This is a genomic window from Micromonospora inyonensis, from assembly GCF_900091415.1.
Lineage (GTDB): Bacteria > Actinomycetota > Actinomycetes > Mycobacteriales > Micromonosporaceae > Micromonospora > Micromonospora inyonensis.
Window position 1 is genome coordinate 14,568 of sequence record NZ_FMHU01000002.1, and the last position, 21,727, is coordinate 36,294.

General features: G+C 71.9%; 34 protein-coding genes. 32 read left to right on the top strand and 2 right to left on the bottom strand.

Annotated elements, in window-relative coordinates; all coding sequences use genetic code 11:
• The first annotated feature begins 50 nt into the window (after positions 1-50).
• The 4 genes from GA0074694_RS15025 (at position 51) to GA0074694_RS15040 (ending at position 2,384) form a co-directional block, all read left to right on the top strand.
• A complete protein-coding gene (locus GA0074694_RS15025) occupies positions 51-263 on the top strand; it encodes a hypothetical protein (protein WP_141714147.1) in 213 nt (70 codons plus the stop codon).
• A 141-nt stretch (positions 264-404) separates the two neighbouring features.
• Positions 405-815 (top strand): GntR family transcriptional regulator, encoded by a 411-nt coding sequence (locus tag GA0074694_RS15030; RefSeq protein ID WP_091459248.1) that lies wholly within the window; start codon positions 405-407, stop codon positions 813-815.
• A 178-nt stretch (positions 816-993) separates the two neighbouring features.
• Positions 994-1,938 (top strand): hypothetical protein, encoded by a 945-nt coding sequence (locus GA0074694_RS15035; protein WP_091459250.1) that lies wholly within the window; start codon positions 994-996, stop codon positions 1,936-1,938.
• A 107-nt stretch (positions 1,939-2,045) separates the two neighbouring features.
• The gene (locus GA0074694_RS15040; protein ID WP_091459252.1) at positions 2,046-2,384 is read left to right on the top strand and encodes a hypothetical protein; all 339 of its coding nucleotides are present in this window, start codon (positions 2,046-2,048) and stop codon (positions 2,382-2,384) included.
• A 63-nt stretch (positions 2,385-2,447) separates the two neighbouring features.
• Here the strand turns inward: GA0074694_RS15040 and GA0074694_RS15045 are convergent, their stop codons facing one another.
• Together GA0074694_RS15045 and GA0074694_RS15050 are read right to left on the bottom strand one after the other, a co-directional pair.
• Complete coding sequence (locus GA0074694_RS15045) at positions 2,448-3,875, bottom strand: recombinase family protein (RefSeq protein WP_091450639.1); 1,428 nt, start codon at positions 3,873-3,875, stop codon at positions 2,448-2,450.
• The gene (locus GA0074694_RS15050) at positions 3,875-4,393 is read right to left on the bottom strand and encodes a helix-turn-helix domain-containing protein (RefSeq protein WP_141713931.1); all 519 of its coding nucleotides are present in this window, start codon (positions 4,391-4,393) and stop codon (positions 3,875-3,877) included. Before GA0074694_RS15050 ends, GA0074694_RS15045 begins: the two co-directional genes overlap by 1 nt.
• Before the next feature lie 144 nt (positions 4,394-4,537).
• Here GA0074694_RS15050 and GA0074694_RS15055 point away from each other — a divergent pair, with 144 nt between their 5' ends.
• From GA0074694_RS15055 to GA0074694_RS31675, 28 genes are all read left to right on the top strand, one after another.
• The gene (locus tag GA0074694_RS15055) at positions 4,538-4,798 is read left to right on the top strand and encodes a hypothetical protein (protein ID WP_091450635.1); all 261 of its coding nucleotides are present in this window, start codon (positions 4,538-4,540) and stop codon (positions 4,796-4,798) included.
• Positions 4,795-4,998 (top strand): hypothetical protein, encoded by a 204-nt coding sequence (locus GA0074694_RS30925; protein WP_141713930.1) that lies wholly within the window; start codon positions 4,795-4,797, stop codon positions 4,996-4,998. Before GA0074694_RS15055 ends, GA0074694_RS30925 begins: the two co-directional genes overlap by 4 nt.
• A gap of 27 nt (positions 4,999-5,025) precedes the next feature.
• Positions 5,026-5,835, top strand: coding sequence for a phage antirepressor KilAC domain-containing protein (locus GA0074694_RS15060; protein WP_091450632.1), 810 nt, complete (start codon positions 5,026-5,028; stop codon positions 5,833-5,835).
• Between the two features lie 92 nt (positions 5,836-5,927).
• Positions 5,928-6,665 (top strand): hypothetical protein, encoded by a 738-nt coding sequence (locus GA0074694_RS15065; protein ID WP_091450630.1) that lies wholly within the window; start codon positions 5,928-5,930, stop codon positions 6,663-6,665.
• Positions 6,662-7,528 carry a GGDEF domain-containing protein gene (locus tag GA0074694_RS15070; RefSeq protein ID WP_091450627.1) on the top strand — a complete coding sequence of 289 codons (867 nt, stop codon included), beginning with the start codon at positions 6,662-6,664 and terminating at the stop codon, positions 7,526-7,528. Before GA0074694_RS15065 ends, GA0074694_RS15070 begins: the two co-directional genes overlap by 4 nt.
• Positions 7,525-8,193, top strand: coding sequence for a hypothetical protein (locus GA0074694_RS15075; protein WP_091450625.1), 669 nt, complete (start codon positions 7,525-7,527; stop codon positions 8,191-8,193). Before GA0074694_RS15070 ends, GA0074694_RS15075 begins: the two co-directional genes overlap by 4 nt.
• A 97-nt stretch (positions 8,194-8,290) precedes the next feature.
• Entirely contained in the window at positions 8,291-9,313 is a 1,023-nt protein-coding gene (locus GA0074694_RS15080) for a hypothetical protein (protein WP_091450623.1), read from the top strand.
• Entirely contained in the window at positions 9,310-9,609 is a 300-nt protein-coding gene (locus GA0074694_RS31660; RefSeq protein ID WP_091450620.1) for a hypothetical protein, read from the top strand. Before GA0074694_RS15080 ends, GA0074694_RS31660 begins: the two co-directional genes overlap by 4 nt.
• Positions 9,606-10,346: a hypothetical protein gene (locus GA0074694_RS15090; protein WP_091450618.1), complete on the top strand. Its 741-nt coding sequence runs from the start codon at positions 9,606-9,608 to the stop codon at positions 10,344-10,346. The genes GA0074694_RS31660 and GA0074694_RS15090 overlap by 4 nt, the downstream gene beginning before the upstream one ends.
• Complete coding sequence (locus GA0074694_RS15095) at positions 10,343-10,528, top strand: hypothetical protein (RefSeq protein ID WP_091450615.1); 186 nt, start codon at positions 10,343-10,345, stop codon at positions 10,526-10,528. Before GA0074694_RS15090 ends, GA0074694_RS15095 begins: the two co-directional genes overlap by 4 nt.
• Positions 10,525-11,388 (top strand): PD-(D/E)XK nuclease-like domain-containing protein, encoded by an 864-nt coding sequence (locus GA0074694_RS15100; RefSeq protein ID WP_091450613.1) that lies wholly within the window; start codon positions 10,525-10,527, stop codon positions 11,386-11,388. The genes GA0074694_RS15095 and GA0074694_RS15100 overlap by 4 nt, the downstream gene beginning before the upstream one ends.
• The gene (locus GA0074694_RS15105; RefSeq protein ID WP_091450610.1) at positions 11,385-12,203 is read left to right on the top strand and encodes a hypothetical protein; all 819 of its coding nucleotides are present in this window, start codon (positions 11,385-11,387) and stop codon (positions 12,201-12,203) included. The genes GA0074694_RS15100 and GA0074694_RS15105 overlap by 4 nt, the downstream gene beginning before the upstream one ends.
• A complete protein-coding gene (gene ssb / locus GA0074694_RS15110) occupies positions 12,200-12,667 on the top strand; it encodes a single-stranded DNA-binding protein (protein ID WP_091450607.1) in 468 nt (155 codons plus the stop codon). Before GA0074694_RS15105 ends, ssb begins: the two co-directional genes overlap by 4 nt.
• A 98-nt stretch (positions 12,668-12,765) precedes the next feature.
• On the top strand, positions 12,766-12,933 hold the full coding sequence (locus tag GA0074694_RS31665; RefSeq protein ID WP_176737728.1) for a hypothetical protein: 168 nt from the start codon (positions 12,766-12,768) through the stop codon (positions 12,931-12,933).
• On the top strand, positions 12,930-13,070 hold the full coding sequence (locus GA0074694_RS31670) for a hypothetical protein (RefSeq protein WP_176737727.1): 141 nt from the start codon (positions 12,930-12,932) through the stop codon (positions 13,068-13,070). The genes GA0074694_RS31665 and GA0074694_RS31670 overlap by 4 nt, the downstream gene beginning before the upstream one ends.
• Positions 13,067-14,293, top strand: coding sequence for a competence protein CoiA family protein (locus GA0074694_RS15115; RefSeq protein WP_091459254.1), 1,227 nt, complete (start codon positions 13,067-13,069; stop codon positions 14,291-14,293). Before GA0074694_RS31670 ends, GA0074694_RS15115 begins: the two co-directional genes overlap by 4 nt.
• A complete protein-coding gene (locus GA0074694_RS15120; protein ID WP_091450603.1) occupies positions 14,293-15,117 on the top strand; it encodes a hypothetical protein in 825 nt (274 codons plus the stop codon). The genes GA0074694_RS15115 and GA0074694_RS15120 overlap by 1 nt, the downstream gene beginning before the upstream one ends.
• Positions 15,114-15,842, top strand: a complete 729-nt coding sequence (locus GA0074694_RS15125) for a P-loop NTPase family protein (protein WP_091450601.1) — start codon at positions 15,114-15,116, stop codon at positions 15,840-15,842. Before GA0074694_RS15120 ends, GA0074694_RS15125 begins: the two co-directional genes overlap by 4 nt.
• The gene (locus GA0074694_RS15130) at positions 15,836-16,060 is read left to right on the top strand and encodes a hypothetical protein (protein WP_091450598.1); all 225 of its coding nucleotides are present in this window, start codon (positions 15,836-15,838) and stop codon (positions 16,058-16,060) included. The genes GA0074694_RS15125 and GA0074694_RS15130 overlap by 7 nt, the downstream gene beginning before the upstream one ends.
• Entirely contained in the window at positions 16,057-17,034 is a 978-nt protein-coding gene (locus GA0074694_RS15135; protein WP_091459258.1) for a DNA-methyltransferase, read from the top strand. Before GA0074694_RS15130 ends, GA0074694_RS15135 begins: the two co-directional genes overlap by 4 nt.
• Positions 17,031-17,597 carry a hypothetical protein gene (locus tag GA0074694_RS15140; RefSeq protein WP_091459259.1) on the top strand — a complete coding sequence of 189 codons (567 nt, stop codon included), beginning with the start codon at positions 17,031-17,033 and terminating at the stop codon, positions 17,595-17,597. The genes GA0074694_RS15135 and GA0074694_RS15140 overlap by 4 nt, the downstream gene beginning before the upstream one ends.
• Before the next feature lie 14 nt (positions 17,598-17,611).
• Positions 17,612-18,532, top strand: a complete 921-nt coding sequence (locus GA0074694_RS15145; RefSeq protein WP_091459262.1) for a hypothetical protein — start codon at positions 17,612-17,614, stop codon at positions 18,530-18,532.
• The gene (locus GA0074694_RS15150) at positions 18,529-18,996 is read left to right on the top strand and encodes a hypothetical protein (RefSeq protein ID WP_091459265.1); all 468 of its coding nucleotides are present in this window, start codon (positions 18,529-18,531) and stop codon (positions 18,994-18,996) included. Before GA0074694_RS15145 ends, GA0074694_RS15150 begins: the two co-directional genes overlap by 4 nt.
• Positions 18,993-19,637, top strand: a complete 645-nt coding sequence (locus tag GA0074694_RS15155; RefSeq protein ID WP_091459268.1) for a hypothetical protein — start codon at positions 18,993-18,995, stop codon at positions 19,635-19,637. Before GA0074694_RS15150 ends, GA0074694_RS15155 begins: the two co-directional genes overlap by 4 nt.
• A gap of 98 nt (positions 19,638-19,735) precedes the next feature.
• Positions 19,736-20,398: a hypothetical protein gene (locus tag GA0074694_RS15160; protein WP_091459270.1), complete on the top strand. Its 663-nt coding sequence runs from the start codon at positions 19,736-19,738 to the stop codon at positions 20,396-20,398.
• Positions 20,391-20,672 (top strand): DUF6221 family protein, encoded by a 282-nt coding sequence (locus GA0074694_RS15165; RefSeq protein WP_091459272.1) that lies wholly within the window; start codon positions 20,391-20,393, stop codon positions 20,670-20,672. Before GA0074694_RS15160 ends, GA0074694_RS15165 begins: the two co-directional genes overlap by 8 nt.
• Positions 20,669-20,923 carry a MerR family transcriptional regulator gene (locus tag GA0074694_RS15170; RefSeq protein WP_091459275.1) on the top strand — a complete coding sequence of 85 codons (255 nt, stop codon included), beginning with the start codon at positions 20,669-20,671 and terminating at the stop codon, positions 20,921-20,923. Before GA0074694_RS15165 ends, GA0074694_RS15170 begins: the two co-directional genes overlap by 4 nt.
• A 256-nt stretch (positions 20,924-21,179) precedes the next feature.
• Positions 21,180-21,356, top strand: a complete 177-nt coding sequence (locus GA0074694_RS31675) for a hypothetical protein (protein ID WP_176737961.1) — start codon at positions 21,180-21,182, stop codon at positions 21,354-21,356.
• Positions 21,357-21,727: the final 371 nt, after the last annotated feature.

Consider the following 21,727-nt stretch of genomic DNA (forward strand, 5'->3'; position numbering starts at 1 on the left):
GATCATCGAGAGACTCGCCAAAGTTGCGAGCGTCGGCAGGGAGGGCGACCGTGGACTCAGATTGGCTCACCGTGAAGCAGGTGACGGATGTCGTCCAGGCTGCCGGCTACCCGGACAAGGTCGACACGATTCGCCGCCGCGTCGATGCCGGAAAGTTCGGCGAGCAGGGACAGGACTGGTACCGGTCGGAGAGCGGCTACCGGTTCGTGCGGCGGGCCGCGGTGGAGGAGTTCATCCGACGTCGCCGAGCTGGCGACCAGTAGCCCACGCAGAGAACCGCCCCCGGCCAGCAGGCGCGGGGGCGGTGGTGTGTCCAGGGTTAGGTTGAGCGGCCACGTACCTGGGGGCCCCAGGATCCCCGGACCCCAGGTTGTCAACTCCGGCGTCGTTCGTACGGTTCGCCCGTGATTGACCCTCGCGCCGAGCGGGCCGTCTACCAGCAGCTCGCCGACCTGCTGCGAGGGCTGATCGCGTCCGGGCAGGTGAAACCCGGTGCGCTACTGCCGTCGAGTAAGACCCTGGAGCAGACCCACGGGGTCAGTCGGGAAACGGTGCGCCGGGCACTGGCCGTGCTGCGCGGAGAGGGCCTGGTTGTCACCGAGGGTGGCTACGGTACGCGCGTGGTGCAGCAGCAGACTCGGCAACATGTCAGGGTTCCTAGATCCGCCCAAATCGTGTGTCGCATGCCGACGGACGCCGAACGCGTGGATCTGGGCATCGAGCTGGGCGAGGTTGTTCCCGTGGTGACCATCCATGTCGGAGCGCAGACCCGGGGCCCGTACCGCGCCGACATGTTCGACTTCACCACCGCCTGACCGACGACTCGGGCACGGCGGTTGCACGGGCAACGTTCCAGGCATAACGTCACGTGACAGAACCGTATCTATGCAACTTGCGGTAAATCGTCTGCCACGAAGAGTTTCCCTGGTCGCACAGGTGTACTAAGATCGACAGTCTCTACAGGACCCCGGACGTGCGGGGAGGTGCTGGCCAATGTCCATGATCGCCCGCTGGACCCAGCGTGCCATCATCGCCGCCGGCGGCACCATGCTGGCCCTCGCCGCCCTGGCCGCCCTCGACTCCGACCCGGCCCACGCCGCGGACCGCCCCCTGCCGGCCACCGTGGACCGCGCCGTCGACCGCGTACTCGACCGGCCCACCCGCGAGCACCCGCCCCGGGTGCTGCCGCGCCGGGACCGGCCACCGCCGGACTGCGACGACCCCGCCGACCGGCCGCCGCCGACCGAGCCGGACCGCGACGATCCGCCCGAGCCCAGCGAGCCCGCGCCAGCACCCGAGACGCCCGCCGACGAGCCGGCACCCGCCGAGCCAGAGCCCGACGCGCCGCCCCTCGACGCGCCGCCCGTCGACATCGAGGTACCCGCCCCACCCGGCCCGCCCATCGTGGTGGACCCGCCGGCCCTGCTCCCGCCGGCCAGCCCCGCCGCACCGGAGCCCGCGCCCGTCGACCCACCCCTCGTCGGCGCCACCCCCGCGCCGCTGCCCACCCCCCGCCCCGCCAGGCCGGCACCCGTAGCGCCCCCGGTGGAGGTCGACCCGGAGCAGGTGGCCAACCCCCGCGCGGGACCATCCGGACGGCCGGCGCGCCCCGACCGCGGCACCGACCGGGCCGCCACCACCCGCGACGACGACGTGGAGCCCTGCGACCCGCAGACCCGGCAGGTGCCACGCATCCTCCCCACGCCCGCGCGCCCGGCCGCCGCTGACCGGCCCGACCGGTGTGGCCACGGCCCCGGCGCCTGGGTCGACAGCCCACCACCGCCCGTCTCCAAGCCACCCGGCGGCGGGCACGAGATGCAGGGACTGGCCGCCACGGCCACCGTCGACACCGACACCCTCGACCGGCTCACCGTCGCCCGAGCCCGCGCACACCTGACCGGCCGCGACGGCGAGGCTCTCGACCCACGGCCTGCCTGACCCGCCGGCCCGTGCCACCCGGGCAGAGCCCGGACCACCGCGCCTCGGAGAGGGCCCCGCGCCCTCCAATCACCCCCACCTGCCTCACAGTGCGGAGCAGCACAACCATGCACAGGAACAGCCGTACCCACAGCCAGATCCAGACCACCCGGAACGCCCTCGGCATCCTCGCCGCCGTCCTCGGCGCCGCCGCGTTTGCCGTCGGCGCGCACCTCTACGGGCTCCAGGCCCGTGACCGGGCCGCCGCCGCCCAGCGGGAGGCGCAGAGGCACCAGGCCGAGGCCGCCGCCCTCCGCGATGAACTCGCCCGGGTGCGGCACACCGACACCGTGCAGCCCGGTCGGGTGCACGTCGACATGGAGTTGATGGGCATGGACCCCGAGGTGGCCGCCGCCGCCCGACGCATCCACGAGCGGCTGACGAAGAGCAACTCCTCTTCGAGGTGACGCAGCGTTGGTAGGTCTTTGCAATCCCTCACAGTGGTGGCGGATTGCAAAGCGCCAACACGTCTACCAGCGGAAATGAACCTCGATGCGCTCGGATTCGGGCTGCCGCCACCGCTCCGCCGCACGCACCTCCACCCTGTCGACTACGGCGCGTAGCGCCCGACTGCGCTCCTGATTCGTCATGTCCGGCCACAGCCCGAGCAGCGTGTCCACCATCGCCGCCTCAGCCTCCGGGGCGGGCGCCTCCCGCACGGGGGCGAGCCGAGCCAGCTCGGCCGCAGCCGACTGCTCGATGCGGGTCAGCTCACCGAGCGCCTTCTGATAGACCTCGTCTGGAAGCTGGCTAAGGGCGTTGCTGGTGGCGAGCTTCACCATGGCCGCGCGTGCGGCATTCAACTCCTTCTCCAGCCGGTCCCGGTCGACGCGCGCGCTGTCGATCCGTGCGGCGCGGGAAGCGCGGACACCGGCGTCGGTGCGCAGCTTCGCCGCGTACGCGGCGACCTGGCGTAGCGTCTCCTCCTCAACGAGGGCGATGATCGGCCTACCCACGCCGGGACAGTCGCCGCCCTTCGTGTCGCCCCGTCCGTGGCCGCAGACGAGCCTGTTGCCCTGCTTCTGAAGCTTGTGGCCCCTCTGGCATTCCACCAGCCCCACAAGCGCCCAGGTGTACGCCAGGGCGCGCGGAGGGGCGCCCGCCTCGTCGTCGAGTCGCTGCTGAACCTTCCGCCAGGTCTCCTCGTCGGTAAGAGGGTCGTGCTCACCCTGGAGCACCTCGCCGCCAGCGACGACCTTGCCGAGGTAGGCGGGGTTCCGGAGCAGCTTCTTGACGTTGATGTTGGTCATGGCGACGCCGCGCACACCGGAGAGGTACTCGGTGACCTCACCGACCCGGGCGCCAGCCGCGTACCGGCGGAACGCCTCGGCGATGGCCGGACCGACCAGCGGGTCCGGGACGAGTCGCTTGTCCTCCTTCAGATAGCCCAGGGGGCGGCCGTGGTGCTGGCCGCGCTCGGCACGCCGCTGGATCGCCCCGGACCAGCCTCGGCCGATCTCGTCGGAGCGGTACTCGGCGATGGCGAGCATGTTGGTGAGCATCAGCCGCCCGGCCGGCGTGGAGGTGTCGACCTGCTCGTTGGCGGAGAGGATCGTGACGCCCTTGTCGGCCAGTTCGGCGAGGAACGCGAGGGACTCGCGGACGTTGCGGCCGAGGCGGGACACGTCGTAGACGGCGAGTGCGTCGATCTGGCCCGCGTCGGCCATGCGGCGGATGCGGTCGATGCCTTCGCGGGAGAAGTGGCGGCCGGTGCGGTCGATGTCCTCGACGACGGCGACCTCGGTCATGCCGTGGGTGGTGCGCCGCATGGCGCTGATCTGCACGTCGGGCGAATGGAAGTCCTCGCCGCCGCGGCCCATCAGCGCGGAAACCCGGACGTAGAGAACGGCTCGGGTGGGGCGGTCGGGTACGGCGGCGAGCCGGCGGCGCGGCGGCATCAGCTGGCGCGGCGATCCTGCTCTTCGCCTCGCTCGGCGCGGTCGGCGAGGTCGGCGAGGTGCTTCAGTGTCCCTCGAATGACGGCCTTCTCCGCTTCGCTGGCCTCGGGAGACTTCAGCCGCCGGAGGATGATCCGCAGGTCAGGGTCGAGAGCCTCTTCCGGCTCCACCCCACCCGCAGCAGCTAGGGCATGTGCCTCGTCGTCACCGAGAGCCTTGGCAATGACCTTGACGTTGGCGACGGTCACCCCGTCGCCGTTCATCCAGCCGAAGATCGTAGCCCGGTTGATCCCAGACTCTCGCGCAAGCCTGGCGACGCTCCAGCCATGCCTGCGGGTCATCCGTCTGAGGTAGCCGGCCCAGTCCTCGGCCGAAGAAGCGTCGCCCATAGGCGAACGGTATGCGTTCTGCCAGTGGCAACGGTAATTCGGTGGCCGTTGCTCTTTGGCGACGATCGCGGGCACCTCGCGTCGTCGCTTGATCCAGTCGGCTTCCTGGGTGTTCGTGGGCTGGGACATGGCCCATGACCTCCTCCTGTCGTTGCCTGCGGGCAACGATAGGGCATCGGAGTGGCCGATGGGTACCCACCCGTTCGGTTGGTCTCGGCGTGTTTTGCCGCCAGGTGTTGCGTTGCCTAAAGCCAACGGTCTACCGTCTTGCCCATGCAACCGACGGGAAAGACCAACGCACCATCGCCCAGGGGCGACGGGGCGCGGCTGCGGGTCGAGGTCTACGACGCCTTGGCCGAAAAGAAGGGGCTCAAGTCGGTCACCGCCCAGGCCAAGCAGCACGGCATCGGACGCCCGCACATGTCCCTCATCAAGGCCGGCAAGAAGGGCGTGAGCCTTCTCCTGGCGCTGCGCATGGCAAGCGACCTGGACACCACGGTGGAGGCGCTATTCGGGCGGGTGGCGAAGAAATGACGCAACCGCCTCCCACGTACCCGCAAACCCCAAGCGCCCCCGGGCCGAAGACCCCGAAGTACGCGCATCCGCTGGTGACGCCGCTTGACCCCGCGAGCCCCGAGGGGCAGGCCGCGGCCGAGGCGCTCAGCGCGGTCCTCGCCGACATCCAGGTCGCCATCTGGCGCCGCAAGGCCGCCGCCCAGCAGTCGGCCGCCTGACCCACCCACAACCGAAAGGAGGCACCCGTGTCCGCTCTCGCCCGCGCCTTCGAATACACCGACGGCGCCCAGATCCGCACCGTCCTGATCGACGACGAGCCCTGGTTCGTCGCCGCCGACATCCTCGCCCTGCTCGGACTCCACCGCTCGTCGCTCACCGCACTCGACGACGACGAGAGGGGCGTACACAGTCTGGACACCCCCGGCGGGCAGCAGCAGTTCGGCACCATCAACGAGCCGGGCCTCTACTCGCTGATCCTCCGCTCCCGCAAGCCGGAGGCGAGAGCCTTCAAGCGGTGGATCACCCACGAGGTGCTCCCCGCCATCCGCAAGACCGGCAGTTACAGCACCGCGCCCGCGATTCCCCAGACCTACGCCGACGCGCTCCAGCTCGCCGCCGACCAGGCCCGGCAGATCGAAGCCCAGGCCGCGCAGCTCGCCATCGCCGCACCGAAGGCCGAGTCGTGGGACCTGCTCGCCTCCGCCGACGGTGACTTCTCGGTCCGCGACGCCGCGAAGGTGCTGTCCCGCGACCCGCAGATCCAGCTCGGCGAACGCCGCCTGTTCACCCTGCTCGGCGACTTCGAGTGGTCCTACCGGCAGCAGTCGGACGGCCGGTGGCGGGCCTACCAGCGGGCCGTCAACGCCGGCTGGCTGTCGGAGATGCCCGCGTCGCACTACCACCCGCGCACCGGTGACCTCGTCCTCGACGCCCCGCAGGTGCGCGTGACCGTCAAGGGCCTCCACGAGCTGCACCGCCGCCTCGGCGGGTCGCAGCCGCTCCAGTCGGGTCAGCAGTTGCAGCTGGTCACCGCCGGGCCGCTCGCCCGCCCCTGAACCCCTGCCGGTGCCCGTCCGGGCCCGGACATGACAGCGGCCCCGCAACACCGACCAAGAGCCGCGGGACCGCCAACCGAAGGAGATCGTACGTGAACCCCAACACCAACACCCCGGCCGAGCCGGACACCACCCCCGACCTGACCGCCGCCCGCCGGGAGATCAAGGCCCGGTACCTGACGGCCGGCATGGCCGTCATCTGCGCCGGGTTCGGCGACCCGCTGACCGTCTCGGTCGTCCACCGGTACGCCGACGACACCATCCTCGTGCAGTTCGACGAGGTGGACGGCGAGCTTCCGTACCACCCGGAGGAGGGCGTCACCGTCGTCGGTGCTCCGGAGCACTACCACGCCGCCGGTTCGACCGGAGGTCCGGGCGCGTGCAGCGCGGTCTGCGCGTGCGGGACGGCCGTCGCCGGGTTCGACACGGTCGCCGAGGCCGCCGCAGTGCTCGACCAGCACATCGCCAACCCGGACGGCACCAGCGAGCCGACCACCCGGCAGCGTCTCGCCGCGGAGTTGCGCCACCTCGTCGACGGCATCGTCCGCCTGGACCTGCCGGTCGGCGGCCACATCCGCATGCACCTCGGGGTGCTCGACAGCCGGGCCGACCTGGAGAAGCTGTCCGGCTACCTCGGCAGCGAGATCACCGAGGACGGCGGGACCGGCGGCGACATCCCGTTCACGGAGCACACGATCCGGCTTGACGACGACCCGTGGGGGCCGGAGCTGCACATCCGCGCGCAGATCCAGCCGGACGGCCGGTCCGAGGTGGAGCGGCTGCGGGCTCGGGTCGCCGAGCTGGAGTCGCAGCAGGGCGGCACCCGATGACCGCCCCCACCCTCGACGTCGACGCCCTCCAGGCCCGCATCGTCTACCTGGAGCAGCGGCTCGCCGAACGCACCTGGCAGGCCACCACCGACCCGCTCACCGGCCTGTACAACCGGCGCTGGCTCGAGGAGACCTGGCAGGTCGACCGGCCCGCCGGGCAGCTCGTCGCCCTCGTCGACCTGGACGGTTTCAAGGCAATCAACGACACCCTCGGCCACGCCGCCGGTGACGCGGTGCTCGTCGCGGTCGCCGCTCACCTCCAGCCGTACGGCACGGCGGTGCGGCTCGGCGGCGACGAGCTGCTGCTGCTCGCCGCGCCGGACATGCTGGCCGGTCTGGTCACGTCGTGGCGGGTGGACCTGCCGACCGGGCAGATCACCGTCACCGGCGCCGTCGGCATCACCGAGGCGCTGCCGGATCTGGAGGAGACGCTGCGCCGGGTCGACGTGTGTACGACGCGAAGCACGCCGGCTGGGGGCCTGGTCTGCGGCAGGTGTGGTACCCGGAGCTGGACACCACGGTGCCGACTGGCACGGGTCGCCGCCGGGTGCGGGACGCGGACCGGGCAGGTGTCCGGTGACCGCCGTGGACGTCACCGACGGCCCGTACCGGCCGACCCTCGGCCCGTGGCAGCCCACCCACCACCAGGACGAGGCCGCGTGATGGCCCCCGTCTTCGCCACCCTCGCCGCCCTGCTCCTCGGCCTGGCCGCCGGCTGGACCGGCCACCACCTGCGCACCCGCGCCCACCTGGCCCGCCTGGACGCCGCCCACACGGCGATCACCGACCCCGACCACTGGGCGGCCGTGTTCGCCCACTACGCCCGCCTGCTCGGCATCAGCCTGCCCCGGAGGACCCGATGAGCACCGACACCACCACCAAGCCCAAGACCCTCCAGCAGGAAATTGCCGACCGGTTCGCCCGCGACACCACCGAGCACCAGCTCACCGTCCGCCACGACGACGGCCTCTACCGGCACCTGCACTGCGCCAAGCCCGGCACCGGCATCTGGTCGTTCGAGGTCATCACCTGGCCCGGCGCGCTGGTGGTCCGCGGCGACTTCGGTCCCGCCAGGGTGTTCCGCCGCATCGACGACATGTTCGAGTTCTTCCGCGGCGCCGGCGGCCGGATCAACCCGACCTACTGGTCGGAGAAGCTCGACGGCGGCAGCCGCGCCTCGGCGATGGAGCACAGCGAGGAGCACGCCCGCCAGCTCATCACCGAATGCGTCGACCAGTACGAGGCCGACACGTACCCGCACCTGCTCGACCAGTACACCCGGCGGGCCATCCCGACCAGGCCAAACCCGCCGGCCGAGGTCCGCGAGACGGTCTCCGACTACGACGACGAGGGCTACCTGGCCCACGCCGACGGCACCCGGATCGTGCTGGGCGACCTGGAGCGGCTCGGCGTCACCGCCGACACGTGGGAGTGGGACCTCCGCGACTGGGACTGGACGTTCCTGTGGGCCTGCCACGCGATCGTCTGGGCGATCCAGCAGTACGACGCCGCCCGGGGCACCCGGTGACCCGCCGCGACCTGGCCGCGATCCGGGGCCTCCTCCACGGCCTCCCCATCTCCGCCGCCCTCTGGGCCGCCATCCTCCTCACCCTCTGGAGCCTGCGATGACCGACACCACCACCACCACCGCCCTCGACCTCGACGCCATCCGCCGCGTAGCCGGCCGCGCCACCGACGGCCCCTGGACCACCACCGGCGTGCACTTCCAGCCCGGCCGCCGGGTCATCAACGTCATCGCCCCCGACCACGACGACGACGGGCCCGCCCTGATTGCGGAGCTTCCGATCCACCCGGAGGACGACGTCGAGGACTGCCGCGCCGACGGCGAGCTCATCGCCGCCGCCCGCACCCTCGTGCCCGCCCTGATCGCCGAGGTCGACCGGCTCCGCGACAGCTACGAGCGCGCACACGCGGACCGGCTGGCTCGTGCACTGGAGCGAGACCGCACGATCGACGAGCGCGAGCACCTCAATGCCGAGGTCGGCCGACTCCGCGCCGAACTGGGCAGCTTCAAGCCGATCACCGTCACGGCGGGCGAGCAGCTCTACCTGCACCAGTGCCCCGGCAGCCTCATCACCCGATGGGCCGGCTCGCAGCCGCCGCCCAGCTACATGGAGTGCTGCGAGCGCGAGGGCAACTGGCAGCCGACCTACCTCCGCGCCGAGCAGCCCGGGGCGCACCCCTGCAACTGCTGCTACGTCGACGGCCACACCCGCCGCTGCGGACGCCCCGCCACCACCGAAACCGACATCGCCCCGTTCGGGATCCTCGCCGTCGCCGCAGAGTGCCGGGACCGCATCAACCGCACCGGCCGGGCGGAGGAGACCCAGCCGGCCGAGCCGGAGTACCTGATCTGGTCGAACCACCACGGTGCCTGGTTCGCGCCGAACGGGGCCGGCTACCGCAGCAACGTCAACGACGCCGGGCGGTACACCCTCGCCGACACCCGGCAGTGGCTCGGCCGGGGCTGCCGCTGCTGCGAGGTGCCCGAAGTGCCCGTCCCCGCCGAGCAGGTGCTCCAGGCCGGGATGGTCGCCCTGAACAAGGCCATCACGGCGGCGACGACCGCCGCCATCCAGGCCGGCAACGTCAACCGCCACTACGCGGGCAGCGAGGTGGCCCGGTGACCGCCACGACCAGCCGCGACCCGCTCGCCGCCACCGCCACCACCATCACCGCCCGCTACCTCGCCGCCCTCACCCGCCTACACCACGAGCAGATCACCTCCGACCTCTACACCCACGCCGACCACGCCGCCGACACCAACCTGATCACCGCCCTCGACGACGGCGGCGTCGACCAGGTCGCCGCCGTCCGCAACCACCTCGAGCGCCTCGTCGACCGGTGCCGGGAGACCCTCGGCATCAGCCCGGACCTGATCGCCGCCCTCGCCGACGAGATCGAGAACGGTGAGGACTGGTGACCGCCGTGCTACTCGCCCAGCCCGGACGCCGACCCGGCGCCCTCACCCCCGCAGGCCTCGACCTGCGTCCGTGCGTCACCCACGACCCGCAGTGGTGGGACACCGGGAACGCCGGCAACCCGGAGGCCATCAAGCTGTGCGGCACCTGCCCCTGGCAGAACCAGTGCACCCCCGCCGACGGCCTCGACGCCGCCGGCACCATCCGCGCCGGCATCCCCTACGACGACTACGGCAAGGTCGCCCCCGGCTGCACCGCCTGCGGCGGCCTCATCCTCGGCGCCGGCACCAACCCGCGCTGCGTCAACGGCCACGGCGGCACCGCCGCCGACCACCACGACACCATCGCCCGGATGCTCGCCGACGGCGCGACCATGCGCCACATCGGCGCCGTCATCGGACTCAGCCACACCAGCATCAGCAACTACTGGGCGCTGCACCTCAACAGCAAAGGCCACCGGTCCGTCCGCGTCGACCGGCTCCCCGACGTACCCGAAGGCTGCACCACCAACAAACCCCGCGACTGGCACCACCAGATCGAAACGATGCTGTCCGACCTCGACGCCGCCTACACCTACCACGAGGTCGCCTACGCCATCGGCTCCACCAACGAAGCCGTCAAGGCCTACTGGATGCGCCTCCAGCGGGCCCGCGCCAAAGCCGGGCTGCCCACCATCAACCGGCGGTCCGTGTCCAACCGGGCCCACCGCGGCACCGACCGGACGCAGGTGCCGGCATGACCGCCCGCCACGTCCGGCCGGTCGTCGCCAAGCCGGCACCCCGCAAGACCGGCCCCTGCACCCACTGGATCGGCGGCGAAGCCCGCACCTGCGGCAGCCAGATCGGCGTCCGGCTGTTCATCCAGGGCCCCCGCTGCCCCATCCACGACCCCCGCAACGTGAAGGGAGACGAGACGGCGTGACCACGCTGACCGTGACCGAGCCGGGCCTCTACCCGGACATCGCCGACGAGGACTACCACCGCGACCCGGTACCCGGCGGCAGCCTGTCGTCCACCGGCCTGCGGAAGCTCCTGCCGCCGTCCTGCCCGGCGAAGTTCCGGCACTGGCTCGACCACGGTCAGCCCCCCAAGGACGCCTTCGACCTCGGCCACGCCGCCCACCTCAAGGTGTTGGGCCGCGGCCTCGACCTGGTCGTGGTCGACGCCGCCGACTGGCGAACCAAAGACGCCCGCGAGGCCAAAGCCGCCGCGTACGCCGCCGGCCAGGTGCCGCTCCTGGCCGCCGACCACGACCGGGTCGAGGCGATGGCCGACGCGATCCGCCAGCACCCCATCGCCGGGCCGCTCCTGCACCCCGACAGCGGGCAGCCGGAGGTGTCCGCGTTCTGGATCGACCCGGCGACCGGGGTGTGGTGCCGCGCCCGGTACGACTTCCTCCGCCACCCGGTGCCCGGCCGCCGGCGGATCGTCGTCGACTACAAAACCACCCCCGACGCCAGCCCCGAACACATCCAGCGGGCCGTCAGCCGGTTCGGCTACGCCCTCCAAGGCGGCCACTACCTCGACGGGGCCGTGCAGCTCGGCGTCGCCGACGATCCGGTGTTCGTCCTGGCCTTCCAGGAGATCGAACCGCCCCACCTCGTCACCGTCGTCCAGCTCGACCCCGTGGCGCTGCGCATCGGCCGGGACCTCGCCCAGCAGGCCCGCGACATCTACGCCGAGTGCCTGCGCACCGACACGTGGCCCGCATACAGCGACGACATCGAACCGATCGCCCTGCCCGCCTGGGTGGAGCGCCAACACACCAAGGAGATCTGGTGACCAACGCCATCGACCGACTGACCACGCCGCAGGTGCCCATCCCGGCGCATCTCGGCCAGGCCACCGCCATCGAGCAGTCCCGTGCCGTCGCCGAAGTCCAGGCCGCCGTCGTCGTCGCCCAGCAGTGCCCCCGCGACATGGTCCGCGCCTGGGCCGAGATGCGCGCCGCCTGCGGCCGGCTCTCCCTCGCCTCCCGCGCGTTCTACGCCGTCCCGAACCGCGGCCACGGCCCGTCCGTGCACCTCGCCCGGGAACTCGCCCGCATCTGGGGCAACCTCGACTACGGGGTGCGGGAACTGCGCCGCGACGACACCGCCGGCGAGTCCGAGGTCCAGGCGTTCGCGTGGGACCAGCAGACCAACGTCCGGTCCACCCGATCGCTGATCGTGCCGCACGCCCGTATGGCCGGGAAGGAGCGCCGCAAGCTCGTCGACCTGACCGACGTGTACCTCAACAACCAGAACGTCGGAGCCCGCGCCGTCCGCGAGTGCCTGTTCACCGTCCTGCCCGCTGACTTCGTCGCCGAGGCGCAGGAACTGTGCCGCCGCACCATCGAGCACGGCGACGGCAAGCCCCTCGACGAGCGCATCGCCGACATGGTCGCCGCGTTCGCAGGGATCGGCGTCAGGGTGCCGCAAATCGAGGACCGGCTCGAACGCAAACGCGGCCAGTGGACGGCCGCCGACGTCGCTGACCTGGGCGTCGTGTTCTCGTCGATCAACCGGGGTGAGACGACCGCCGCCGACGAGTTCCCGACGGCCCGGGTTACCGCCGCCGACGTCACCGGCGACCAGCGGGCGGAGGTGGCGGCATGAGCCTGCCCGTCATCAGCGGTGTCGCCCGCCTCACCGACGACCCCGAGCTGCGCTACGCCGCCTCCGGCACCGCGGTGTGCAAGCTGCGGCTCGCCTTCAACTCCCGCAAGAAGAACGACTCCACCGGCCAGTGGGAAGACGGCGACACGTTCTTCGTCGACGGCACCGTCTTCAACCAGGAAGCCGAGCATGCCGCCGAGAGCTTGCAGCGGGGCCTGGAGGTCGTCGTCACCGGCCGGCTCAAGACTCGCCGCTACGAGACCAAGGAAGGCGAAAAGCGGTCCGTCGTCGAGCTGATGGTCGACGGCATCGGCCCGGCCCTGAAGTTCGCCACCGCCACGGTCAACAAGATGCAGCGCTCCGGCGGCTCGACCGGCACCCGACCGGCACCCGCAGCCGACGACCCGTGGGCGACCGCCCCGCCGGCAGGCCGTAACTCGCGCGACGACATCCCGCCGTTTTAACCACTTCGGCCCCGCCCGGACCAGGCCGGCACCGCGCATCGAGCGCGCGACGGGGCGCCACCCACCCGACCACGAACACGACGACCAGGGGGGACCACATGAGCGCCACCCACCACGACGAGCGCGCCACACAGCTCCGCGCCCTCCTCGACGAGCGGTACGGCCCCTACGCCGACACCGCCCGCGAACGAGCCGCCACACCCGCCCAGGTGCTCCACCTCAACCAGGCCCGCCGCTGGGCGACCGAACGCAGGGAGGCGGCGTGAACACCGCAACCACCGTCGACTGCCCGCTCTGCACGGTCACCGTCCTCATCCGCGAGACGGACCCGGCCGAAGCGGCGGTCGCCGCCGCCGACGCCCTCGAAGAGCACCTCGTCGAGCACCACCAGGGGGAACAGTGACCACCCAAATCTGGGAGCTGATCGACCCACGCGACTTCGCCGACGGCGTGTTCTACGTGCCCGCGATGCTGGAGTTGCAGCCCCGGCTGCCGCACTGGGGGCACCCAGACCAGCCAGGGCTCCGGGACCGGCTGGCCACCGCGGACCGACCCCACGGAGTTCGCGGAAAGAAGCTGCTCTGCCTGCTCTGCATGCGCATTCAGGCCGAGCGGAACCTTCCGCCCGAGCCGGTGTGGCTCACCTTCGTGGAGGGCCGGTACGGGCCGATGTTCCGGCACGAGGGCGGGCGTTCCCCACACCCTGAGCATCAGCCCGAAACCGACATCCACAAGGCCCTCAAGGAGCGGAAGGCTCGCACGTTCGACGCTGCCGGCGCGATCGACGTCAACGTGGAGGTGTGGCGGCCGAAGGCCCGCCGTCGCCCGGATGTGCTCGCCGTCGGCCCGGAGCTAACCGTCGCGGGCGAGGTCCAGCACTCTGCGGCACGCGCCCGCGAGATCCAGAGCCGGCAGAAGGCGCTCCGCAAGGCCGGCGACCGAGTGGTGTGGACGACCGACCTCCCGGCCGCCGACATCGGCTTCATGCACCTCGTGCCGCACCTCGCGCTCCCCACCGTCGGAGACCACCGGTACTACCTGCGCGAGCCGAAGGTGAATCTCATCGCCGGCGCCATCGTCCTGGAACGGCGACGCTGTGGCTGGGCTGACCTGTGGACGGGAACCCAGCGGTGCCCGGCAACCCGCAAGGCCATCCCATGCGGCCAGTGGCACCTCTACCCGACGTACGACCCCCGCGACCGGTTCGCCTTCCCCAACCACGTAGACGCCCGGTTCCCGGCCACGGACCGCCCTCACCTCGACCACCTGCTCGAAGGCATCCTCCACGGATCGTGGCTGCCCTACCGGCACCGCAACCGGGTCACCTGGATCCCTGCTAAGGAGTACGACCAGCTCGTCGCCGAGCGGGGAGGCAACGTCGACCAAGCCGAGACGGCGAACGTCCGACGCAGTGACCGCCCAGCCGGTCGAGCATGCGAGGACCGGACCAGCCCTGGCATCCCCGCCCAGCGCGATGCGCCGGCCGTCGAGCGCCTCGCAACGTGCTGCGGCGGACGTACACCTGGCCGCCACGGCGCTCCTCTCGTACCCGCCTGCCTGCTCTGCCCGAAGTCGCCCACCTACTGGCGACGCAACGAGCTCAACCCCGAAGGGACCCAGGACTAATGCCGTGGTTCAAGGTCGACGACGGCCTGCACGCCCACATGAAGGCGGTGCGCGCCGGCGTCCCCGCGATGGGCCTCTGGGTCCTCGCCGGGTCCTGGTCCTCCAGCCAGCTCACCGACGGCTGGGTGCCCGACTACATCGCCGCCCGCCTCGACCCCGACTACCGGGAGCACGCCGCCACCCTCGTCCGGGCCGGCCTGTGGGAGGAAGACGAGCACGACGGCGACAAGGGCTGGCGGTTCCACCAATGGGACGACCACCAGCCGTCCTCCGAAGAGGTGCTGGCGAAGCGGGAGGCTGCGCGCGAACGCATGCGCCGCATTCGCGAACAGCGCTCGCCCGGTTCGCAGGATGTTCGCGCGAACGTGCGCGAGAACATCGCGGGAAGTTCGCCTAACCCCGACCCGACCCGACCCGACCCGACCCGAACTTCCTACGGAAGTTCTGTGGGCACCCCCTCCGCGTCGCCTTCGGCTCCGCCCACCACCACCCGAGGCACCCGCATCTCCGGTGACTTCGACGTAACCCCCGCCATGCGCGCCTGGGCACGGGAGAAGGCACCGAACGTGGACGTCGCTGTCGAGACCGCCAACTTCGTCGACCACTGGACCTCGAAGGCCGGCAAGGACGCCGTCAAGAACGACTGGACCGCCGCCTGGCGCACCTGGATGCGCAAGGCCCAGCAGTGGAAGACCGACCGTGCCCAGACCGGCGGCAGCCGCACCACCGGAGCAAACCGGCACGTCGACCGCCGCACCGACAACCCCTTCGCCGGCGGGGCCAATGCCACCGTCGCCAGCCAGCACACCGGAGGCCACCGATGACCGCCGAACTCATTCGCAACCCGCTGCGGGAGTGGCAGCGCCGGATCTGGGCCCACGCCGTCATCGACGACACCACGCCCAGCCACGACGAGCTCAGCCGGGAAGCCGACCGGGCGGAACGGGCCGCCATCCACGCGCGACAGGCCGCGAACCGGGCCATCGCCTACACCCGCCGCCGGCCCAGCCGCTACGCCAACGCCAGCTACGAGCTGCTCCTGCCCGAGCAGGACCCGGCCGGGAAGGTCAGCCGCTGGCGAGCCCACGGGCCACGGGCACTCCTCATCGCCGGCCCCGCCCGCACCGGCAAGACCACCGCCGCGTACGCCATCGCCAACGACACCCACGCCCACGACCAGTGGGTGATGGTGTGGACCGCCCCCGACCTGTCCGCCGCCCTCAAGCCCGACGGCGAGCCGTTCGCCTACGACTACGCCACCGGCTGCGACCTGCTCGTCCTCGACGACCTCGGCCGGGAACGCGTCACCGACTGGTGGCTAGAACAGCTCCAGCGGATCCTCGACGAGCGGTGCGCCCAGGAACGCCGGCTCGTCGTCACCTGCAACACCACCGGGCCGGACGAAGGCGACGACCGGTCGCCCGCCGAGGTGGCCTACGCGCAGCTCGTCACCCGGTACGGCCACCCCATCGTCGAGCGGCTCATCGACGGCGGTGGCGTGCTCGTCCTCGACGGGCCCGCAGTCCGCCAGGTGGTGACCGAATGGTGAACCGCCTCAGCCCCGAGCAGGTCGAGCGCAACGAACACGGCGTCGCCGCCTGCCGCGCCGTGGTCGACGCCGCCCTCGCCCGCCGGGAGAAGCCCGCCGACGACGAGCCGCCGCCCACCCGCTCCGACGAACTGCTCCTCGCCGCCCGCCGCCGGGCCGCCCTCGACCGCCTCCGCCGCCAAACCCCCGCCATCCGCACCCGCAAGGAGCAGCCGTGACGCCCTACTACGCCGACGACACCGTCACCCTCCACCACGGCGACAGCCTCACCGTCCTCCGCGCCCTTCCGTCCGGGTCCGTCAACTGCGTCGTCACCTCGCCGCCCTACTACGGGCTCCGGGACTACGGGGAGCCCGGCCAGTACGGGCTGGAGTCCTCGCCCGCCGCGTACGTCGACCGGATGCGGGAGGTGTTCGCCGAGGTACGGCGGGTCCTCGCTGACGACGGCACCCTGTGGCTCAACCTCGGCGACTCGTACTCCTCCACCGGTGGCACGTCTGGTGTCGGCCCCAACGCGGTCGTGGCGCAGACGCGACGGCAGGACGTCGAGCGGACCCGGCCGTCGTCGCCGCTGCCGCCGAAGAACCTGCTCGGCATTCCGTGGCGGGTCGCGTTCGCCCTCCAGGACGACGGCTGGATCCTCCGCTCCGAAATCATCTGGGCGAAGCGGAACTTCATGCCCGAAGCCGTCAAGGACCGGCCCACCCGCGCCCACGAGCACGTCTTCCTCATGACCAAGCGGCCCCGCTACTACTTCGACGCCGACGCCATCCGTGAGGAATCCGACCCCGAGCAAGAAGCCCACAACCGCCGGTACGCCAAGGAGTACACCGCCCACACCGAGCGGGCCTCCGACACCGGCCAGCCCGGCAACGTCAACAACATCGGCATCCACTCCCGCCCCGGCCGGGGCGGTCGGAACTCCCGCGACGTGTGGTCGATCTCCGCTCAGCCGTTCCCCGGCGCGCACTTCGCCGTCATGCCACCCGAGCTGGCCCGCCGCTGCATCGCCGCCGGCAGCCGCACCGGCGACGTCGTTCTCGACCCGTTCGCCGGGTCCTGCACCACCGGCATGGTCGCCGGGCAGCTCGGCCGCCGGTTCGTCGGCATCGACCTGTCCGCCACCTACCTCGACCTGGCGTTGCGCACCCGACTCGCCCAGGGCGCGCTCATGTTCGGCGGTGCCGCATGACCCAGCCCACCCCGCCCAAGGTCGTCGGCGTCGACCTGTCGCTCACCGGCACCGGCATCGCCTCCAACCTCGGCTGGTGCCAGCTCATCGGCGAAACCGGCATCACCACCCGCCCGCTCGACGAACGCCTCGACGCCATCGACCGGCTCACCCGCGACATCCTCATCGCCATCGGCGGCGGCAGCGGACGCTGGCCGGCCCTCGTCGCCATCGAGATCCCCGCCTACTCCCGGTCCGGCGCCGGCCAGCACGAACGCTCCGCCCTCTGGTGGCGAGTCGTCCGGAACCTCCGACGCCGCGAGGTGCCCGTCGCCGAGATCCCCATCCAGGCACGCATGCGCTACGCCACCGGCCGAGGCCGCGCCCTCAAGGGCGCCGTCATCGACGCCGTAGCTCGCCGCTGGCCGGGCTACGAGACCAAGGGCGACGACAACCTCGCCGACGCCGTCGTTCTCGCCGCCATGGCCGCCGACCACCTCGGCCACCCCCTCGCCCCCATGCCCGCCGCCCACCGGGCCGCCCTCGACGCCGTCACCTGGCCCGAAACCCACCAGCCCGCCTGACCGAGGAGACCGCCATGCCCACTGACCACGTCCACCCCGACGCCCAAGCCGCCATCGACGCGGTCCTCACCGCCAGCCCCGACGCCATCCAGCCCCGCGACCCCAACCGGCCGGAGCCGCACTGGCGCGACATCACCGGGGCGGACACAGCCGACGCCGCCCCGTACGACGCCGGAGACGCCCCCACCGCCATCGTGCGGCCCCTGCCCACCCTCGACGACTACCTCGCCAGCGACGCCAGGCTCACCCCCGACACCCTCCGCAAGCACCTCGCCACCATGTACCGAGTCCGCGACCGGCAGGCCGCCGAGATCGAGCAGCTCACCGCCGAACGCGACCAGGCCCGCGCCACCATCGCCAGCCAGGCCGAGCAGCTCCGCCGTAACGGCACCCTCCTCTGCCGGCTCCGCGACCTCGACGAGCAGCGCGACCGGGCCTGGGCCGAGCACGACACCCTCGGCCGCAGCGACGACCTCACCACCGACGACGTCGACGCCCTCGCCCAGGCCATCGAGAAGGCCGACAGCGTCCGCATCGACGCCCGCGACCTGATCTGGCGACCCGCACCCGACGGCGGCTGGCAGCACCCCACCTACGGCGTCATCAGCGAGCATGCCCTCGACGCGCTCGGCCCCAACCGCGCCGTCCTCCTCGTCGACATCGACGCCGACGACAGCGACATGGGCAGCCCGCCCGCCAACTGGCGACTCAACCCCAACGAGGACCAGGGCGCCGCCCTCGGTTCCCCGCCGGCCCGCGCGCAGGACCCGGCCGACATCACCGACCCGCTCACCGCCGCCCTCGACACGTGGGCCCAGCACTGGCGCCACCGCCGCCAACACGGCGCCACCCCCGCCCAGCCCGCCGACGTTGCCCTCCTCGCCGCCCACGACGCCCACCGGCACCGCACCACCGACCACGAGGCGACGCCATGAACGACCTGCACCTGCTCCTCGAAACCGCCCTCGGCGCCAGCCGCCACCACGCCCTCGAACTCCACGCCCTCGCCCGCCGCGACAACTGGAACGTCGACCTCGTCGAGAAAGCCCTCACCGCATGCGCCGAGAAAGCCCACCACTACCGCGAGTCGTGGGCCGCCGTGAAAGTCGACACCGACCGGCAAGTCCTCGAAGCCACCGCACGGGCCCTCGACTGCACCGAACACGGCCACATGATCAGCGAGCTGGAGAAGCAGCTCCATCACGCCGACAGCGAATGCCGTCGCGTCGACCGGTCCCGCCGCGAATACCTCACCGGCGTCACCCGCCTCCAAGAAGCCCTCCACCGGCTACAGGCCCGCATCCGCGGCCAGGACCCCGACCTGCCCGACCTGCCCACCGTCGTCAACACCATCACCCAGCTCGTCGACCTCATCCAGAAGGAGGCGCGAACCCGATGACCCTCCTCCGTTACGGCTACACCATTGCCGACCTGCAACGCCTCGCCCGACTCGTCGCCGCCACCACCCACACCAGCACCAGCCACGCCGACCGCTACCAGGAGGCGTACAGCGCCATCGCCGAGCACCTCTACACCACCACCAGCCGGCCCGATGACCACGACCTCGTCCACGCCGGCCGGGCCGCGGTCCTCACCGCCATGCGACACACCCTCCGCCACCACGGGTACGACACCAACACCCCCGGCGCCGGCACCGGCGACCGCCCCCGATACGTCACCTACTGGCGGTGGATCGGCCAACCCGCCCCCGGCCACGACGACCACATCATCGACGCCGTCGCCGTCCGGCAGATCCTGCCGCTACTCACCGCCCAGGAACAGGCCGCCGTCAACGCCCTCGCCGCGTTCGACACCTACCAGGCGGCAGCTGCCGCGCTCGGCATCCCATACGGCAGGTTCTGCGACCGCCTCGCCCGAGCCCGCCACCGGTTCCTCACCTACTGGCATGAGCACGAGCAACCGTCCCGGCCGTGGACCTCCGACCGACGCGACGGCGGACCCGACAGCCGCGACCCGCGCCGGGTGATGAAGCGGTTCCGGGAACGCCAGCGGTACGCGGCCCGCACCAAGGCCGCCTGACACGACGACGGCCCGGCGGACCCCCATCCGCCGGGCCGCACACCCCCCACAGGGGCACCCCATCGCACCGGCCAGCCTACCCAGGGGGGACCAGCACCATGACCAGCCCGCACCACCTCCACGCCACCCGCACCACCTGGGCCCTCGACGTCGCCCTCACCCGCCTCCACCAACTCGCCCGCCTCGAAACCCGCCACCGCAGCGACCAGTACCTCGCCGCCGCCGACCGGCTCCGCTCACCCATCTACGGTGTCCGACACGCCACCGGCGACCACGCCGACCCCGTAGGAGCCGTCCTCACCGCCCCGGAAGGCTCCGGGCATACCTCGGGGTGGGTGGAGCTGTCCCAACGCGCCCACGACCGTCTCACGTGGATCGCCACCCAATTCCGGGCACAACCCGGCCAGGCGCCCCTCACCGCCATCCGCAACCGCATCCCCATGCTGCTGCCCGGCACCGCCGCGCTCCTCGCCAAGCACCTCGCCGACGAAGACACGTGGATCAGGGCCGCCGTACGCCTCGAACCCGCCGGCATGCCACTCGTCGGCGTCCCCTGCCCCCGCTGCGGACACCGCACCCTCACCGCCCACACCGACGGCCCCACCAACACGTGGACCATCACCTGCACCTGCCTGTGCGTCGGACAGGGTTGCCGCTGCGGCATGCCCGGTGCCGTCGAAGGCGCCCAACACATCTGGCCCCGCAACGTTGTACTCACCCCGGCCACCACCAGCAACGAGGGAGAATCGGACCGTGGATGACCTGGTCACCTGGCTGCGCGCCCAGCTCGACGAGGACGAACGCGAACTGTGGTCTGCCGGGGCAAGGGGCGAGCGCTGGCCACACCCGGGATTCAAGTGGCTGATCGCCGACATCAACGCCAAGCGGCTGCTACTGACGCAGTTCGAACTGCGAGGCAACTCCGTCCGCGGGATGGTGCAGCCGGCCACCGGTGGAGTCTGGGACGACCTGCTGCGCGTCCTTGCCCTGCCGTACGCCAACCGGCCCGGCTACCGGCCGGAGTGGCGGCCATGATCCGCATCGCCGGCCACCAGTACGGCACCGCCGCCCAGATCGCCGACCGGCTCGGCGACGACGTCACCCCCACCATGGTCCGCAACTGGGCCCGCCGCTCCGGCCTCGCCCGACATCGCACCACCGACAACAACGGACGCCCCTGCGTCCTCTACCCGCTCGACCAAGCCGCCCGCATCGAAGCCACCACCCGGCAGGCGACACGCGGACGACGTCGCCGAGTTGACGTTGAGGCGGTCGCCGCCGCATGATTTGACCACTCCGCTTGTAGGTGAAGTCTGTCCGCAGCCCGGTCGAGCGCCCCGCGCCGCCGGGCTGTCGCGCATCCAGACCTGCGCCCGCCACACGTCGAGGCTCTCCCTGCCGCCGGGACGACAGGGAACTCCACGCGACTGCAGCCCGTGCAAGTCGGGCCGGGTGCGCCAACGCCCACACGGTGGGGACCGGGGGAACGCGGGCAGGCCCTGTGGCGGTGGCCTGCCCGCACACCCGCAGACGGAGGTGACCATGGCGGCCGAGCACGTCGTCCCCGAAAACGACCTCATCGCCCACGACAGCAGCGGCGGACAACCCTGCGTCTGCGGGCCTGCGACGGTTCCGGTCAAGCGGGCCGACGGGACGGTGGTGTGGCAGGTCGTGCACCACAGCCTCGACGGCAGGGAGCACAGCGAACCACGGGGGTGACCATGCCGAGCCGGCCGTGCCTCGACTGCGGAGACATCACCACGGGGAGCAGGTGCCACGGGTGCCGCCTCGCGCGGGGCAGGCAGCGGGAGCGGACCAGACAGAGACCCAGCGCCCGGCAGCGTGGATACACCACGGAATACGAACGGAACCGTGCCACCTTGCTTGCCGCCTCCACAACGTGCGGCATCTGCGGCCACCCGGGCGCGGACCAGGCGGACCACCGCACCCCCACCTCCCATGGTGGTGCTCCCGCCTTGGCCAACCTGCGTCCTGCACATGGCACGAAGCCCTGCGAGACATGCGGACGCAGGTGCAACCAGGAGCGAGGCGCGCCGCCAATCCCGAGCGACAGTCACACACGGTCACGG

Excerpts from the sequence above, each read along its gene's own strand:
- GA0074694_RS15040 (WP_091459252.1), top strand. The coding sequence starts at position 2,046 with ATGCACAGGAACAGCCGTACCCACAGCCAGATCCAGACCACCCGGAAC.
- GA0074694_RS15140 (WP_091459259.1), top strand. The coding sequence starts at position 17,031 with ATGACCCAGCCCACCCCGCCCAAGGTCGTCGGCGTCGACCTGTCGCTC.
- GA0074694_RS15170 (WP_091459275.1), top strand. The coding sequence starts at position 20,669 with ATGATCCGCATCGCCGGCCACCAGTACGGCACCGCCGCCCAGATCGCC.
- GA0074694_RS15160 (WP_091459270.1), top strand. The coding sequence starts at position 19,736 with ATGACCAGCCCGCACCACCTCCACGCCACCCGCACCACCTGGGCCCTC.
- GA0074694_RS15070 (WP_091450627.1), top strand. The coding sequence starts at position 6,662 with ATGACCGCCCCCACCCTCGACGTCGACGCCCTCCAGGCCCGCATCGTC.
- GA0074694_RS15045 (WP_091450639.1), bottom strand. The coding sequence starts at position 3,875 with ATGCCGCCGCGCCGCCGGCTCGCCGCCGTACCCGACCGCCCCACCCGA.
- GA0074694_RS15125 (WP_091450601.1), top strand. The coding sequence starts at position 15,114 with ATGACCGCCGAACTCATTCGCAACCCGCTGCGGGAGTGGCAGCGCCGG.
- GA0074694_RS15055 (WP_091450635.1), top strand. The coding sequence starts at position 4,538 with ATGCAACCGACGGGAAAGACCAACGCACCATCGCCCAGGGGCGACGGG.
- GA0074694_RS15130 (WP_091450598.1), top strand. The coding sequence starts at position 15,836 with ATGGTGAACCGCCTCAGCCCCGAGCAGGTCGAGCGCAACGAACACGGC.
- GA0074694_RS15150 (WP_091459265.1), top strand. The coding sequence starts at position 18,529 with ATGAACGACCTGCACCTGCTCCTCGAAACCGCCCTCGGCGCCAGCCGC.
- GA0074694_RS15075 (WP_091450625.1), top strand. The coding sequence starts at position 7,525 with ATGAGCACCGACACCACCACCAAGCCCAAGACCCTCCAGCAGGAAATT.
- GA0074694_RS15080 (WP_091450623.1), top strand. The coding sequence starts at position 8,291 with ATGACCGACACCACCACCACCACCGCCCTCGACCTCGACGCCATCCGC.
- GA0074694_RS30925 (WP_141713930.1), top strand. The coding sequence starts at position 4,795 with ATGACGCAACCGCCTCCCACGTACCCGCAAACCCCAAGCGCCCCCGGG.
- ssb (WP_091450607.1), top strand. The coding sequence starts at position 12,200 with ATGAGCCTGCCCGTCATCAGCGGTGTCGCCCGCCTCACCGACGACCCC.
- GA0074694_RS15035 (WP_091459250.1), top strand. The coding sequence starts at position 994 with ATGTCCATGATCGCCCGCTGGACCCAGCGTGCCATCATCGCCGCCGGC.
- GA0074694_RS15155 (WP_091459268.1), top strand. The coding sequence starts at position 18,993 with ATGACCCTCCTCCGTTACGGCTACACCATTGCCGACCTGCAACGCCTC.
- GA0074694_RS15050 (WP_141713931.1), bottom strand. The coding sequence starts at position 4,393 with ATGTCCCAGCCCACGAACACCCAGGAAGCCGACTGGATCAAGCGACGA.
- GA0074694_RS31675 (WP_176737961.1), top strand. The coding sequence starts at position 21,180 with ATGGCGGCCGAGCACGTCGTCCCCGAAAACGACCTCATCGCCCACGAC.
- GA0074694_RS15145 (WP_091459262.1), top strand. The coding sequence starts at position 17,612 with ATGCCCACTGACCACGTCCACCCCGACGCCCAAGCCGCCATCGACGCG.
- GA0074694_RS15095 (WP_091450615.1), top strand. The coding sequence starts at position 10,343 with ATGACCGCCCGCCACGTCCGGCCGGTCGTCGCCAAGCCGGCACCCCGC.
- GA0074694_RS15120 (WP_091450603.1), top strand. The coding sequence starts at position 14,293 with ATGCCGTGGTTCAAGGTCGACGACGGCCTGCACGCCCACATGAAGGCG.
- GA0074694_RS31665 (WP_176737728.1), top strand. The coding sequence starts at position 12,766 with ATGAGCGCCACCCACCACGACGAGCGCGCCACACAGCTCCGCGCCCTC.